This is a genomic window from Hymenobacter pini (assembly GCF_020421205.1).
Lineage (GTDB): Bacteria > Bacteroidota > Bacteroidia > Cytophagales > Hymenobacteraceae > Hymenobacter > Hymenobacter pini.
Genome location: NZ_JAIZZH010000001.1, coordinates 113,489 through 129,308 on the forward strand (window position 1 = coordinate 113,489; position 15,820 = coordinate 129,308).

General features: G+C 59.9%; 10 protein-coding genes. 3 read left to right on the forward strand and 7 right to left on the reverse strand.

All coding sequences use genetic code 11. From position 1 onward, the window contains the following. Positions 1 to 66: 66 nt before the first annotated feature. On the reverse strand, positions 67 to 3,228 hold the full coding sequence (locus LF252_RS00540; RefSeq protein ID WP_226266113.1) for an efflux RND transporter permease subunit: 3,162 nt from the start codon (positions 3,226 to 3,228) through the stop codon (positions 67 to 69). A gap of 207 nt (positions 3,229 to 3,435) precedes the next feature. Continuing rightward, positions 3,436 to 3,852: a hypothetical protein gene (locus LF252_RS00545; protein WP_226266114.1), complete on the reverse strand. Its 417-nt coding sequence runs from the start codon at positions 3,850 to 3,852 to the stop codon at positions 3,436 to 3,438. A gap of 218 nt (positions 3,853 to 4,070) precedes the next feature. Here LF252_RS00545 and LF252_RS00550 point away from each other — a divergent pair, with 218 nt between their 5' ends. Continuing rightward, positions 4,071 to 5,336 (forward strand): zinc dependent phospholipase C family protein, encoded by a 1,266-nt coding sequence (locus tag LF252_RS00550; RefSeq protein WP_226266121.1) that lies wholly within the window; start codon positions 4,071 to 4,073, stop codon positions 5,334 to 5,336. Between the two features lie 124 nt (positions 5,337 to 5,460). On the opposite strand, the gene LF252_RS00555 is transcribed toward LF252_RS00550, so the two are convergent. From LF252_RS00555 to LF252_RS00575, 5 genes are all read right to left on the reverse strand, one after another. Continuing rightward, positions 5,461 to 5,646 carry a hypothetical protein gene (locus LF252_RS00555; protein WP_226266123.1) on the reverse strand — a complete coding sequence of 62 codons (186 nt, stop codon included), beginning with the start codon at positions 5,644 to 5,646 and terminating at the stop codon, positions 5,461 to 5,463. A 213-nt stretch (positions 5,647 to 5,859) separates the two neighbouring features. Next, positions 5,860 to 6,285 (reverse strand): hypothetical protein, encoded by a 426-nt coding sequence (locus tag LF252_RS00560; protein WP_226266125.1) that lies wholly within the window; start codon positions 6,283 to 6,285, stop codon positions 5,860 to 5,862. 25 nt (positions 6,286 to 6,310) lie between these two features. Then, a complete protein-coding gene (locus LF252_RS00565) occupies positions 6,311 to 7,735 on the reverse strand; it encodes a TolC family protein (RefSeq protein ID WP_226266127.1) in 1,425 nt (474 codons plus the stop codon). Between the two features lie 53 nt (positions 7,736 to 7,788). Continuing rightward, entirely contained in the window at positions 7,789 to 10,869 is a 3,081-nt protein-coding gene (locus LF252_RS00570; protein WP_226266129.1) for an efflux RND transporter permease subunit, read from the reverse strand. A 107-nt stretch (positions 10,870 to 10,976) separates the two neighbouring features. Next, positions 10,977 to 12,146, reverse strand: a complete 1,170-nt coding sequence (locus LF252_RS00575) for an efflux RND transporter periplasmic adaptor subunit (protein WP_226266130.1) — start codon at positions 12,144 to 12,146, stop codon at positions 10,977 to 10,979. 255 nt (positions 12,147 to 12,401) lie between these two features. Here LF252_RS00575 and LF252_RS00580 point away from each other — a divergent pair, with 255 nt between their 5' ends. Further along, entirely contained in the window at positions 12,402 to 12,758 is a 357-nt protein-coding gene (locus tag LF252_RS00580; RefSeq protein WP_226266132.1) for an MGMT family protein, read from the forward strand. A gap of 159 nt (positions 12,759 to 12,917) precedes the next feature. Beyond that, complete coding sequence (locus tag LF252_RS00585; protein WP_226266134.1) at positions 12,918 to 15,725, forward strand: TonB-dependent receptor; 2,808 nt, start codon at positions 12,918 to 12,920, stop codon at positions 15,723 to 15,725. Positions 15,726 to 15,820 lie beyond the last annotated feature (95 nt).

A 15,820-nucleotide genomic window follows, 5' to 3' on the forward strand; every position in this document is an offset into this window, starting at 1 on the left:
GTGTGGTGCGGGTGAGGTCGTTCTGACGCCGAGACGCGAAGTATCGCGTCTCTACACCGCTTCGGATTACAATTCGTGGTTTTCTTTGATTTCAGCCAGCAACTCAGGAGTGGGCTCGGTGGGGCTGGCCTCGCCGTCCTTGGTGAAAAAGGTGTAGAGCACGGGCAGCACTACTAGCGTGAGCAGGGTAGCGGAAATCAGCCCGCCGATAACCACCGTAGCCAAGGGCTTCTGCACCTCGGCGCCGCCGGAATTGCTGAGGGCCATGGGCAGGAAGCCCAGGGAAGCCACCGCTGCCGTGAGCAGCACCGGCCGGAACCGCTCGTGCGTAGCTTTTAGCACCCGCTCCCGCACCGAATCAATGCCAGCCAGGGCCAGTTCGTTGATGCTGGCTACTAGCACGATGCCGTTGAGCACGGCTACCCCAAACAGGGCAATGAAGCCCACGCCCGCCGAAATGCTGAACGGCATACCGCGCAGCCATAGGGCCAGAATACCGCCAATGGCCGCCAGCGGAATACCCGTAAAAATGAGCCCCGCCTGCTTCACCGAGCGGAAGGACAGGTACAGCAGCACGAAAATCAGCAAGAGTGACACCGGCACGGCCACCGCCAGGCGGGATTTGGCCTGCTGCAGATTCTCAAACTGGCCGCCGTACTTGATGGTATATCCCTCAGGCAGCTTCAACCCAGCGCCCAGCTTCTGCTGAATTTCCTGCACTAAGCTCTCCACGTCCCGGTTACGCACGTTCACGCCAATATTGATACGGCGGCGGGCATCGTCGCGGGAAACCTGGGTGGGGGCGTTACGGAAATCTACTTGGGCCACTTCTTCCAGCGGTACTTTCTGGCCGTTGGGCACATCTACGTACAGCTGGCGCAAATCCTGCAGGCCTTGGCGGTTGGTGCTGTCGAGGCGCACTACCAGGTCGAAGCGCCGCTCACCCTCATATATCTGGCCGGCCACGTCGCCGGCGAAAGAGGCCCGCAGCAGCGTGTTCAGGTCCTGCACACGCAGGCCATATTGGGCCATTTTTTGCCGGTCGTACGTCACGCGCAGTTGCGGCAGGGCGGCAATCTGCTCCACTTTCAGGTCGCCCACGCCGGAGAGGGGGCGAATAAGGGCCGCGGCTTCGTTGGCCTTCTCGAACAGCAGGCCCAGGTCGTCGCCGTAAATCTTGATGCTTATGTCGGATTTCACGCCCGAAATCAGCTCGTTGAAGCGCATCTGGATGGGCTGCTGGAACTCCAAACTCACGCCCGGAATACCGGCCAAGGCCTCGCTCATCTTGTTGGCCAACTCCTCGCGGGAGTGGGCCGAGGTCCATTCCTTCTGAGGCTTGAGTACCACAATCTGGTCGGAATCTTCCAGGCTCATGGGGTCGGTGGGAATTTCGGAGGTGCCAATTTTGCCCACCACCTGCTCCACCTCCGGAAACTGCTTCAGCAGAATTTGCTGCATTTTGGTAGTGGTGGCAATAGTCTGGCTGAGGGACGAACCGGGTGCCAAGCCCACGTACACGGCAAAGTCGCCCTCATCCAGCTGCGGAATAAACTCGCCACCCATGCTGGCAAATACCACGCCCGCCAGCACCAGCAGGCCCACGGCCGCGCCGGCTACTACACCGCGCAGACGCAACGCCCCCCGGATGATGGGCTCGTAGCCCCGGTACAGAAACTTCATGATGCAGTCAGCTATGGTGCCTTCCTCCTTGATATCCTTGCGCAGGGCCCAGGCCGATACGGCCGGCACGTAGGTGAGGCAGAGCAGCATAGCCCCCACAATGGCGAAGCTCACCGTGAGGGCCATAGGCCGGAACATCTTGCCCTCGATGCCGGTGAGGGCCAGGATGGGCAGGTACACGATGAGGATGATGAGCTGGCCAAACAAGGCGGAGCGCATCATGCGGGTAGCGGCCGTTTCGGCTACTTGGTCCATGGTTTCGTTTTCGGCCCGGGCGCGGAAATGCACGAGGTGGAAAATCATGGCTTCCACGATAATCACCGCCCCGTCCACGATCAGCCCGAAGTCCAGCGCGCCCAGACTCATCAGGTTGGCTGATACGCCGAAGGTGCGCATCAGGCCCAGGGCAAACAGCATGCACAGCGGAATCATGGAGGCCACCACCAGCCCGGCTCGCCAGTTGCCCAACAGCACCAGCAGCACTACCATCACAATAATGCCGCCTTCAATGAGGTTTTTGGCCACGGTGTGAATGGCGGTATCTACCAGCTTGGTGCGGTCGAGGAAGGGCTGCACGTACACGCCCTGGGGCAGTGCCTGGTTGATTTCGGTTACGCGGGCTTTTACTTCTTTGATGGTTTGCTCGGACGACGCCCCTTTGAGCATGAGCACAATGCCGCCCACGGTTTCGCCCTGGCCGTTACGCGTCATGGCTCCGTAGCGCACCGAGTGGCCGAAGCGAACCTCTGCCACGTCGCGCACCAGCAGGGGCACGCCGCCGTTTTGCTTCACCACAATGCTGCCCACATCCTGCAGGGAGCTGGCTCGGCCTTCGCCCCGGATAAAGTAGGCATTGCGGCCCCGCTCTAAGTAGCTACCACCAGTGTTGGCGTTGCTAGCCTCCAGGGCCGAGAACAGCTCGGGCATGGTCACGCCGCTGGCGTTGAGACGCTCGGGGCTCACGCTTACCTCGTACTGACGCACGTAGCCCCCGAAGCTGCTCACATCTACCACGCCGGGCACGCCAGCCAGCTGCCGCTTCACCACCCAGTCCTGCAACTCGCGCAGGCGGGCCAGGGAGTATTTCTGTTCGAAGCCGGGCTTTATAGCTAAGCTGTACTGGAAAATCTCGCCCAGGCCGGTGGTGATGGGGGCCATTTCGGGGCGGCCCAGGCCCGCGCCCAAGTCGGCCTCGGCGGTACGGAGCTTTTCGGCCACCAGCTGGCGGGTTTGCAGCGTCGGAACATCGTCCTCGAACACCACGGTAATCACCGAGAGGCCAAAGCGCGACACGGAGCGCACTTCCGTGACGCCCGGAATGGTGCGCAGGCTTTGCTCCAGCGGAATGGTCAGGAGCTGCTCCACTTCCTGAGCCGCCAAGGCGGGGCTCTGGGTAAGTACCTGAACCTGGTTGTTGGTTACGTCGGGAATGGCATCCAGCGGGAGGGTAGTGGCTGAGTAGCCACCCCACGCCACCAGTGCCAGGAGCAGCAGCACCACAAACAGCTTGTTGTGGATGCTGCCCCGGATAATGCGGGCAAGCATAAGAAAAGGAATTGCCGCCAGTAGGCTGCCTCAGTTATCCTGAGCGGAGTGAAGGATCTTATCAAGTCAGTTGATTCCTGAAGAATCGTAATGAGGTGATAGGGTTCTTCGCTCCGCCCAGGATGACAGGGAAATCACCTAAATCCAGCGAAATGAGCAGAAAACTACGGGAAGCCGGGGCACACTACGCCCAGGGGCTTTGGGTAGCTACGCTCGGGGCGGCTGCAGCAAGGAGGTGCTCACGCTGAAGGCGTAGAGCGGGCCGGGAGCCACGCGGTAGGCGGCAGCGGGCCAAGAGAGGGGGCGCGGGGGCAGAAGCACCCGGCCAAGCGGCAGCACAAAACTCACCATCACACAATCGTGGTGGTGTTGCTCAAGTGGCAGTTTGTGGTGGTCCTGCGCATCGCGCTGGGAGTAGGGGTGGCGGCGGTGGTCCGCGCCGTGGGGGCCGTAATGCAGCGCCAGAAACGCCAGCGGCGACAAGTTGCCGCCCGCTAAGGCCCGGTGGTAGCGGTAGTGCTGGGCCAGCTCCGGTAGCTTACCTAGTTCCGACAGGTCGTTCTGCGGAACCAAGCCGCTCACGAGCATCAGCATTCCCAGAAAGAAGGCTACCAGTTGCTTCACGAGGCAAAGGTACGGCTGAACTCCCGGATTGGGTAGCCAAACCTGTGTTGCTACCGAAATTTGGTAGGTTTCTGAATTCAGGTTGGGCTAAATCGGGGGAGGCGGAAGCGGGCTGGCAAGCTTTTGAGTCTACGGATTCGTGTACCAACAACCACCGTGGTAACGCAACCGTACTGAGGGTGCCTGCGGCCATCTAGTATCTGCCTGGGCTCCTCCGTATGTACAAATGGATACTTGCCCTAGCCGTGGTGCTGGGGCTGACTGCCCGTCCCGCCCGCGCCTATTCCGTCCTCACCCACCAAGCCAACGTGGATTCCAGTTGGCAGCGTTGCTTGGTACCGCTACTGCAGGCGCGTTACCCCGGCACCACCGACGAGCAGCTGCTTGAGGCGAAAAGCTACGCCTACGGGGGTTCCATTCTGCAGGATATGGGCTACTACCCGTTCGGCTCGGTGCTGTTTACCAACCTCACGCACTACGTCCGCTCCGGAGATTTTGTGCGAAACCTGCTCAACGAGGCTCATGACCGCAACGAGTACGCCTTTGCACTGGGGGCACTGGCTCACTACGCCGCCGATATCAACGGCCACCCTGAGGGTACCAACCGCGCCATGCCTAGCGTGTACCCGGAGCTGCGGGCCAAGTTCGGCGACAACATAACCTATGAGGAAGCGCCCATTCAGCACACGCAATTGGAGTTTGCCTTCGATGTGGTGCAGGTAGCCGCCGGCCGTTACCGTACGGCTGATTACCAGCGCTACATTGGGTTTCAAGTGAGTAAGCCGGTGCTGGAACGGGCATTTTTGAAAACCTACGGGCTGGAGTTGGGCCAGATTGTATTTAACGTGGATCTGGCCGTCAGTTCGTTCCGGTTTGCCGTGCGCAGCCTCATTCCCATTGCCAGCCGGGCCGCGTGGCAGAGCCAGAAAAAGGAAATCCGCCGGCTCAGCCCCCGAGCCCGCCGCCGCGAATATGTGTATAAGGAAAGCGAGCAGGAGTACCGCAAGCGGTACGGTACTGATTACGAACACCCCGGCACCGGAGCCCGAGTGCTTTCCTACTTTGTGCGGGTGTTGCCCAAAATAGGGCCGCTGAAACCGTTTGCTTTCAAGCTGCCCACGCCCGAAGCGCAGGAGCTGTTCAAAGCCAGCTTCCGGAGCGTAATGCGCAACTATTGCACCCTATTAGAAAAGGAGCCGCGCGACACTACGGCCGCCGCACCCCGCTTGGCCAATGCCGACTTTGACACGGGCAAACCCACCAAGTTGGGAGAATATGCCCTCACCGATGAAACCTACGGCGAATGGCTGCGCAAACTGGCCGATAAGAAATTCGAGCATCTGACGGCAACCCAGCAGCAGCACATCCTAACCTTTTTCAGCACGCCTTCCCAAGAACCCCAAGGCGAGGAGGAAAAAGAGAAGGACAAGCGCAAAGAAACGTTGGAAGCCTTGCAGCAACTGCGGGCCTACAAGCCACAGTAAACTGTTCATCCGCAAAATAATCAGCCCCGGCGCTACGAGTGTAGGGCCAGGGCGGCGAGGGGAGTGGCATTGTGGCCAGTCTGCACCGCAGGTTAGGGCTGCGGCGCAGACTGGCTGATTACGCTTAGAAATGGCGGTACGAGCGGTAGAGGCGGTAATTGGGACGGTGCACATGCATGTAGCCGCGCTGCTTGGCCTTCACCGAAGGCAGCAAACGGCCCCCGAACAAGCCTGCCGCCGATGAGTGGCCCGGCAGGCAGAACGATAAAGCGAAAAGAACGAGGCTGGTTTTGAGAAGACGAGCGAACATACGCGGCAGGTGTGTGGTGTAGTGGAGCTGTTGTTGAAACAAAACTAGCCCCTGCCACCTCGCGGGTTCCATTACTTCGCTTGATCAGGCTGGTTTCTCTTTGAACCCGGTGATTTTGGATGTGAATGGTTTTTCGGGATGTTGCAATCAGTCAAAAAAATACCCCCGGCTTCAGAGGAGCCGGGGGTGTTGTTAAAATCGAAAGTGCAGTGTTCAGGTGTGCAGCAGCCAGTTAACGGCCGGGCCTTCATCCAGGAACGTTTGGAGTTGGTAGGACTGGGTGGGCTGCTGAGCAGTAGTAACCACGGAGTGCATCCCCTTATCGGTGTGCAGTATCTCAACCCGCGCCGGCGACAACAGGTAGGCTACCTGCAAACGGGCCGGCACTACATCGGCCGCGGCGGCCGGAAGCAGGGTTTCGGCTACCCACGCCGAGGAAGAGGCATCCAGCTCTGTACGGCGACGAACATCCACCAGCCACCGCGCTGCGTGACGCTCCTGGCCGTAGCGGCGGGCCGCCTCAAAGCCCGCCTGCAACTCCTCGTGCGAAACAGCCCGTAGCCAGCGCACCGTAAGGATGTGCAGATCGGGGCGGTACGACAGGTCCAGGAAATCCGCTAACGAAGTGGCAGTGTTCATACCCTGCTGATACGAGGTCGAAAAATTACGGTTGAGTAGCGGAGGTCTGTACCAACCCGCTGCTGAGGCGACGCAGCACAATTTCGGCCTGCTTGGCCTGGTAGCGGATATCCAGCAGCCGCACCTCGGCATCCAGCTGCGTGCGTTGGGCCACCCGCAAATCCAGGGGTGTAAGTAGGCCCAGCCGATACCGCTCTAGGGCAATAGCCACGTTTTCGCGGGCCAGCAGAATATTTGTTTCCTCCAGTTCCAGGAGTTGCAACCGGTTCTGGTACTGAGCCCAGGCCTGTTCGGCCTCGGCATCCAGCTGCAGCTGGGTTTGGTCGAGCTGCAGCTGGCTTTGCTCCTCGGCAATGCGGGCATTCTGCTCCAGACGGTTGCGGTTGAATCCATCGAAGATAGGCACGGAGGCCACCACGCCGTAGTTAAGGCCGTAGGTGCGGCCGATGTTCGTCACCAACTGATTACCGAAAAACGCCGCTCCGTTGATGTTGCGGTTGAAGCTGTAGCCCGAGGTCAGGCCCACCTGCGGGAACCGGGAGGCGCGTACCAGTTTGCGGTCATAGGTGGCTACCTCAGTGTTGGTGCGGGCCTGTTGCAGGCGGGGGTTGTTTTGCCGGATTTGGGCCAGTACCTCGTCCCGGTTCAGGTTTTGGGCTACTACAATTGAGTCCTGAGGTTGAAAATCGAGGTTAGGGTTGCGGCCCAGTAGATTGTTAAGCGTGATTTTGGCCGTTTTGAGGGCTTCCTGCTGCTGAATCAGAATAGAACGGTCGGCGTTGTAATCCACGCGGGCCGTCAGCACTTCTACTTTAGCTGCCACACCCACATCCACGCGGGCTTGGGTCAGGTCGATGCGGGACTGGCCAATTTTCAGCGCCTCCTCAATGGAGTTGATTTTGCCCGACTCGCGCACCACCACAAAATAGGCGTCGGTAATGCTGGCCACGGTTTCCTCCACGGTGGCCCGCGTCAGCTGCTGCTGGCTTTGCTCCAGGGCCTGCAGCCGGTCGTAGGCAATGAACATCCCGAGGCCATCAAAAATCGTCCAAGTGGCCGCTACGTTCGTGTTGAACAGATTGGACTTGGCCCCACTGGCTACGCTGGGCTCTGGTCGGGCTGAGGATTCCTGCCGCACGTTATTGCGGTTGAAGGTGCGGGTGAAGTTGCCGTTCACTACCGGCAGCTGACCGGCGTTGCCGCGCGTTACGTTGTTGGTGGCAATGCGCTCATCCTGCCGGGAAAGCCGGATGCTGTAGTTGTTTTCAATCCCAATCCGAATGGCTTCCGCCAGCGACAGGGGCGGGGCGGAGGCAACGGTTTCGGGTTTTTCGGTTTGTGGCTTGCTCTGGGGTTGAGTGGCCGGGGCGCGGGTGGGCAGCACCGGCCGTTGCGCCAGCAAGGGAAGGGGAGCAGCCAGCAGCAGGGCGAGAAGAAAGGAGCGAGGCATGGAGTAAGTCAACGGCTGAAAAAGGCGGCGGAAACGGCAGTAGCGCGGGGGCACTACGCCGCAACCGCTTTTTCTTCGGCCTCAGAATGCTTGTGTTTCTTGGCCGTAGCGAAATACGAATACATAACTGGCACCACGTACAGGGTAAGCGCCGTGGCGAAAAACAGCCCACCCACTACGCCAATACCCATGGCCCGGCGGCTGAGCGCGCCCGCGCCGGTAGCTACGGCAATGGGCAGAATGCCCAGGATGGCGCAGAGCGAGGTCATAAGGATGGGGCGGAAACGGGCCGTGGCCCCCTCAATCAGCCCCGTCATGTAGTCCTTGCCGTTTTCCACCTGCTGGTTGGCAAATTCCACGATAAGGATACCGTTCTTCGTCACCAGCCCCACCAGCATGATAATGCCGATCTGGGAGAACAGGTTGAGCGTCTGGTTGAAATACCACAGGCTAAGCAGCGCCCCCGAGAGGGCCAGCGGCACCGTTACCATGATAATTACCGGGTCGCGGAAGCTTTCGAACTGCGCCGCCAGCACTAGGTAAATTAGCACCAGAGCCAGCCCGAAGGCAAACACCAAGCTGCTGGAGCTTTCTTGGAAGTCACGGGAGGAACCGGCCAGTTCGGTGCTAAACGTGTCGTCCAGGTTTTTGTCGGCAATGGCCTGCATGGCGGCAATACCATCACCCAGCGTGCGGCCGGGGGCCAGCGAGGCCGAGAAAGTGGCCGAGTTGTAGCGGTTGAAGCGGTAGAGCTGGGGCGGGGTGCTGCTTTCCTCCAGCCGAATCACGTTATCCAGCTGAATCAGCTCGCCGTTGGCGTTTTTCACCGATAACAAGCGTACGTCCAGGGGCTGGCTCCGGTCTTCGCGGGCCACCTGCCCGATAATCTGGTACTGCTTGCCCTCCCGAATAAAATAGCCGTAGCGCTGCCCGCTCAGGCCGGCCTGCAGCGTCTGCGAAATGCTCTGCACCGACACGCCCAGGCTCTGGGCCTTTTCCCGGTCAATGTTCACGCGCAGCTCGGGCTTGTTGAACTTCAGGTTCACATCCACGAACTGGAAGGTGGGGTCTTGGCGGGCGGCATCCAGGAACTTGGGCACGGCCGTGCGCAGCTTGTCGAAGTCCTGGGTCTGAATAACGAACTGCACCGGCAGGCCGCCGCCCCCGCCGCCAATACTCTGGTCCTGGCTGACGGAGGTGCGGGCGGCGGTGAGCTTCTTCACCCCGGCGCTCAGCTTATCGGCAATGGCGGGCTGGGGCAGGGGGCGCTTATCGGCCTCCAGCAGCAGCACCCGGGCCGTACCCGAGTTGGAGCCGCCCCCGAAGCCCGGCGACGTTACGGCAAATACGCTGCTCAAATTCTGCTCCCCGGCCGAGTCCATGGCCATTTTGGTAAGCTGAGCCATGTAGGCATCCATGAACTCAAACGAGGCGCCCTCGGGGCCCGTGGCGTTCAGGTTGATGCGGCTCCGGTCTTCCACCGGGGCCAGCTCCGAGGGAATAGCCTTCATGAAATACCAGATGCCCAACCCAGTGCCCGCCACCACCAGCCAGGCCAGCCAGCGGTTACGCAGGAAGGTTTCAAGGCTCTCTTTGTAGCCCCCAATCATCTTCTCGAAGAAGGGCTCGGTTTTGCGGTAAAACCAGTTGTGCTTTTCCTCCCGCTTCAGCAGTACCGAGCACATCATGGGCGTGAGCGTGAGCGACACAAACGCCGAAATCAGCACCGAACCGGCCACCACAATGCCAAATTCCCGGAACAGGCGGCCCGTGATACCCGTGAGGAACACTACCGGCAGGAACACCGCCGCCAGCACAATGGTGGTGCTGACAACGGCCATCAGAATTTCCTCGGAGCCCTTAATGGCGGCTGTTTTGGGATCTTCGCCCTCCTCAATGCGGGAATAGATGTTTTCCAGCACCACAATGGCGTCGTCTACTACCAGACCAATGGCCAGCACCACGGCCAGCAGCGTGAGCACATTGATGGAGAAGTTCATCAGGTACATCACGAAGAAAATACCGATGAGCGACACCGGAATGGCTACTACCGGAATAATAGTGGAGCGCCAGTCGCGCAGGAACAGGAAAATAATCACCACTACCAGCACGAAGGCTTCGATAATGGTGTGCTCCACCTCGTTGATGGATTTGCGGATGAACACCGAGTTGTCGAAGCCCGGCTTGAGTACCAGGTCCTTGGGCAAATCCTTGCCGTACAGCTCAATGCGCTTGTTGAACTCGTCGGCAATGTCAATCTGGTTGGAGCCCGGCTGCGGAATAACGGCCAAGCCCACCATCGGCACGCCGTTCACCTTGAAGATGGTCTGGTCGTTCTCGGGGTAGAGCTCCGCGTAGCCAATGTCCGAGAGGCGCACCAGGGAGGTGGCATCTTTGCGGATAATCAGATTGTTAAAGTCCTCTACGGTGCTTAGGCGACCCATGGTACGCAGGGTAAGCTGGGTAGCCTGCCCCTGCACGGCCCCACTGGGCAGCTCCACGTTTTCGCGCGTCAAGGCTTGCTGCACTTCCACGGGACTCACGCTCAGGGCCGAGAGCTTCACCGGATCCAGCCACAGGCGCATAGAGTACTTCCGCTCCCCGTACACCCGCACCTCCGATACGCCCGGAATCGTTTGGAGGCGCTCTTTCAGGGTGTTGTTGGCGTAGTCGGTTAGCTCCAGCAGGTTGCGCTGGTTGGAGCTGAGGTAGGTCATTACAATAGGTTGGGAGTCGGCGTTGGCCTTGCTCACGATGGGCGGGTCAATGTCGCGCGGGAGGCGGCCCTGCGCGCCTGATACCTTGTCGCGCACGTCGTTGGCGGCGGTTTCCAGGTCGGCGTCGAGGTCAAACTCCACGGTAATCTGGGTGCGGCCGTCACGGGAGTTGGAGGTCAGATTCTTAATGCCCTGAATGCCGTTGAGGGCTTCTTCCAGCGGCTCCGTCACCTGGCCCTGCATCACGTCGGCCGAGGCCCCGGTATAGCTGGCCGATACGGTAATGATGGGCGGGTCCACGCTCGGGTACTCGCGCACACTCAGATACCGGAAGCCGATGACCCCGAAAATCACAATCACCAGGCTCATCACAATGGCGAGCACCGGGCGGTTGATACTGGTGGAGGATAAGCTCATAGGTCTATTTCACGCAGGGTCTCGCAGTGGAAAACGCAGTGGTTCGCAGTGCGTGAACGGCCACCGCGAGACACTGCGCCATCCACTGCCACCCACTGCGGGAATTACTATTTGGTCACCCGCACCGCATCACCCGGCTTCACCTGCAGGATGCCGGTCCGGATAACAGAGTCACCCACGGCGAGGCCGTCGGTAATCTGAATGAGGCGGTCGGAGCGTACCCCGATTTTTACCTTTTTCGGTACCATTTTTCCTTTCTGCACGGTGTACACGCTGTAGCCGTTGGCCTCGGGAATAACGGATTCGGTAGGTACCTGTAGGGCGTCAGACGTCTGGCCCAGCTGCAGGTTCACCTTCACAAAGGCACCGGGGCGCAGCTCGTTGTTGGTATTGGCGTAGCGGGCCCGCACGGTTTGGGTGCGGCTTACAGGGTCAATCTGCGGGTCGAGGGCGTACACCCGGGCCTCGTATTGCTTGTTCGAAGCCTCGTCGGTGATGGTAATAGGGTCGCCGGTGCGCACCAGGCTAGAGAAGCGGCTGGGCACCGTGAAGTTGATTTTCACCGGCTTCACCCGGGAAAGCGTGGTAATTTCGGCACCGGGGCTCACGTAGGTGCCTACGGTGGCGGTGGTCAGGCCCAATACGCCCGCAAAGGGTGCCCGCACGTAGGCCTTAGCCAGCGAGGCCCGCAACGACTGTAAATCGGCCTGAGCCGTGAGCAGCTGGTTGTTGGCCTGCTCGTATTCCTGGGCGCTGATATACTCCTTATCCAGCAGAGTACGCTGGCGCTTTTCCTGGTCGCGGAACAGCTTGATGTTGTATTCCTGCTTCTTCAGGGCCGCCTGAATCTCGTCGGCGTTGATGCTTAGCAGCAGCTGACCCTTACTCACCGGCTGGCCCTCCCGGATGTTCAGGCTGGTAATCTTGCCCGAAATTTCGCTCTTGATAACCACCGATTCTTCGGCCAGAATAGAGCCCGTGGCGGCTACCTCGTCGGCCAGGCTGGTGGCTTTTACCACGTATACCTGCACCGGTAACTTCTGACCACCGCCTTTGCCGCCCGGCCCACCGGGGCCGCCTTTTCCGCTACTCCCGCCGGCTGCGCCTTTGCCTCCGCCGCCTTTGGCATCGGGGCTTTGGGAGGGAAAATATTTTATTTTGATGAACGCCAGTGCGCCCACCACGGCCAGCGCCACCAACAGCCAAAGGATGCGGCGGCCGGCGCTACCGGAGCGGGTTTCGGTTTCGTAAGTTTCGGGGTGTTCCTGGGTCTGCATGGGTGTACTTCGGGTGGAACCTCATCCGGAGGCAGAGATGGGGCAACTGCCACAACGCGAACCAGCGGGTTTTGGTTGACGCCGGGACCGGAGGGGAATGATGGGGGTAAGACACAGAAAATGACAGCGGGTTGCGCCGGCACGGGAAAGGTGAAATAGTGGATTTGTGAAATGGTGAGTTTGTTGTTCCGTCTGCGCTACTTGCGCCAGTGAGCCTGACCTACTGTTAAATTCACCACTTCACACTTTACCTCCGTGTCCATTCCTCGCAACCCCACCGAAGCGCACCGCAACTTCTTTCAAGATGTACACGAGGTGGTACGGCTGGTGCCCCTGGGCCGCGTTACTACCTACGGAGCCATTGCCCACTACCTCGGGGCCCGGCACGGGGCCCGCATGGTAGGGTGGGCCATGATGGCCGCCCACACCGCCAACGAGTATGTACCCGCCCACCGCGTTATCAACCGCAACGGCCTACTCACCGGCAAACAGCACTTTGCCACGCCCACGGCCATGCAGGAAGCTCTGGAAGCCGAAGGCGTACCCGTACTCGACGACCAGGTGCAGGATTTTAAAACCCGTTTCTGGGACCCCAGCACCGAGCTGGCGTAGTGCGGCGTGCGTTGTGACAAACGGCCAGGTACCGAACTGGTAGGAGTGAAGCTAGCAGCTTGGGTATAATCTCATCAGAACTTCATTTGCTGGCTTTTGGGCTACTGGCCAAACCCTTACCTTTGCCTGGCGCAAACGCTGCACTTCTTGTATTTCTGCATGAAACACACCTTACTTTCTCTTTTGCTGGTGTGCCTGGCTGCTTTGTCGGCAGTGGGGCAGGCCACGTATTCTATTAAAGGGCGCGTGCTTGACAAGCTCACGGGCGAGGGCCTGCCGGGCGCTACCGTGCAGGTAGTGGGCAACGGCGCCAACACCGGGGCCGGGGCCGAAGACAACGGCACTTACATCGTGCCCGGCCTCAAGCCCGGTACCTACACCGTGCGGGCTTCCTTCATCGGCTACAAGGTGCTGGAGCAGAAGGTGACGGTGAGCAACCAGAACGCCACGGCTACCTTCAACCTCACCTCCGATGGTGCGACCCTGAACGAAGTGCAGGTAGTAGGCTCCCTGGGCGTGGCCGTGGAGCGCTCTACGCCGGTGGCTTTTGCGGCCGTGAACGAGGTGAAGCTACGCGAAACTCTCTCGAACCGGGACCTGCCCATGATTCTGAACGAAACGCCGGGCGTGTACGCCACCCAGGGAGGCGGCGGCACCGGCGACTCGCGCATCAACATCCGCGGTTTTGACCAGCGCAACGTGGCCGTACTGGTGAACGGTGTGCCCGTGAACGATATGGAAACCGGCCAGGTGTTCTGGTCGAACTGGGACTTGGGCGACGTGACCAAGAGCCTGCAGGTACAGCGCGGCCTCTCGGCTTCCAAAATTTCGGTACCCTCAGTAGGTGGTAGCATCAACGTGCTCACCCGCGGCTTCGATGATAAGAAAGCGGCTCTGGCCCGCATCGAAACTGGCTCCAACAGCTACCAGAAGTACTCCCTAATGCTAAGCACCGGCACTATGAAGGGCGACTGGGCCGTGACGGTGTACGGCTCCCGCCGCCTCTCTAATGGCTGGGTTGATAAGGCCTTTGATGATGCTTGGACGTATTTCGGCAACATCAGCAAGCGAGTAGGCAACCACCGCATCTCCCTCACTGGCCTGGGCTCGCCCCAGAGCCACGGTACGCGCAGCTTCGCGCAAACGGTAGGGCTGTTTTCGCAGGAAAAAGCCCAGGAAATTGGGGCTACTACGCCCACCAACGGCAACCGGGGCTTTAAGTACAACCCATATTGGGGCCAGCTGATTCGCTACGATCGGGACCCTACTACCCGCCAGGTGACGAACGTGCAGGATACCGAAATCCTGAACGAGCGGAGCAACTATTACCACAAGCCCCAAATCAATCTCAACGACTACTGGCAGGTGAACAGCAAGCTGTTCATCAGCGCCGTGGCGTATGCGTCCTTCGGTAATGGCGGCGGGGTGAGCGGCCTCACCACGGCCAACTCCAGCACCATTACCGCCAGTTCCCTCACTGGCCAGACGGACTTCCAGGGTATCTACGACCGGAACGTGCGGAACCGGGACATCGTGTCCGTAACGCGTAACCCCACTACCGGCCGCCGCGACACGGTGTTTGGGGCTGAAAACCGCTCCCTGCAGTTCCTAGTGAACAACGTGAACAGCCACCGCTGGTACGGCGGTGTATTGGGGGCCGACTACACGCTGGGCGAGAAGCTGACTTTCTCGGCTGGGGTGGATGGCCGCCTCTACCGGGGCCTGCACTACCGCGAAGTGCGCGACCTGTTGGGCGGTGATTATACCTACCTGAACACCACCATTACCAACGCCGGCGACCGGAACCAGGACCCCGCTACCCGCCTGCGCGAAGGCGACAAAATCAGCTACAACTACGACGGCAAAACCCAGTGGCTGGGCGGCTACGCGCAGCTGGAGTACAAAACCCCGGTGTTGTCGGCCGTGGTAAGCGGTACCCTGTCGCAGATTCGCTACAAGCGCATCGACTACTTCCGGCCCAAGCAAGTAACCGTGGACGGCCAGAGCTACGATGTGGGCTACAACCAGTCGCAAACCATCAACGGGCAAGTCTACACCGCCGCCGATGGCAACTACCTGGAAACTCCCTGGGCCAAGTTCACGGGCTATAGCCTGAAAGCTGGGGCCAACTACAACGTAACCGAGCGCAACAACCTGTTTATGAACGTGGGCTACAACAGCCGCGTGCCATTCTTCAACCAGGTGTACACCTCGCAGGGCCAGCAGTACCGCAATGTGAAGCCCGAAGGCATTACGACCGTGGAGCTGGGCTACGGCATCAGCTACCCCAGCCTAAAAGCTACCCTGAATGCCTACTACATCCTGTGGGCCAACAAATCTACTAACTCGGTATCTACGGCTACCGGTGAGGTGGTGTACAGCACGGTGCGCAATGTGGATGCCCGCCACATGGGCGTGGAAATGAGCGTAGCCCAGGAAATCAGCCGCAGCCTACAGCTGAACGCCGCCATTGCCGTGGCCGACTGGCGCTGGGTAGGCAAGGGCCTGCTGAACCAGGTAACGGAATCGGGCATTCAGGTAAACCAGATTGACCAGCCGGTGTACCTGGATGGGGTACACGTGGGTGATGCCGCCCAGAACCAGTTTCAGCTGGGCCTGCGCTACGAGCCGATTCGCGGATTCTACGTGCGCCCCTCGCTGCTGGTATTCTCTAAGTACTACGCCGCCTTCAACCCCGAGAGCATTCTGGAAGAAAGCTCCCGCACAGATGCGTACCGCCTGCCCACCAGCAAAAACCTGGACCTGCACTTCGGCTACGACCTGCGCCCCATGTACCGCGAGAAAGTGCGCATTGGCTTCCGGGCTTCGGTGCTGAATGTACTCAACCAGTTCTACTTCACCGACGTGTCGAACCGGAACAGCTCCAACGTAGTGGACCCCAACCTGCTGCAGGCCTTCTTTAACCGGGGCCGCACCTTCACCCTGGGTATGTCCATTGGGCTGTAAGCGCCCTGTGCTACCCCAAAAACACAACGCCCCTGGCCATAACGGTCAGGGGCGTTGTGTTTTATAGTGCTTGCTAAGCCTCGGTAATTTGCTCA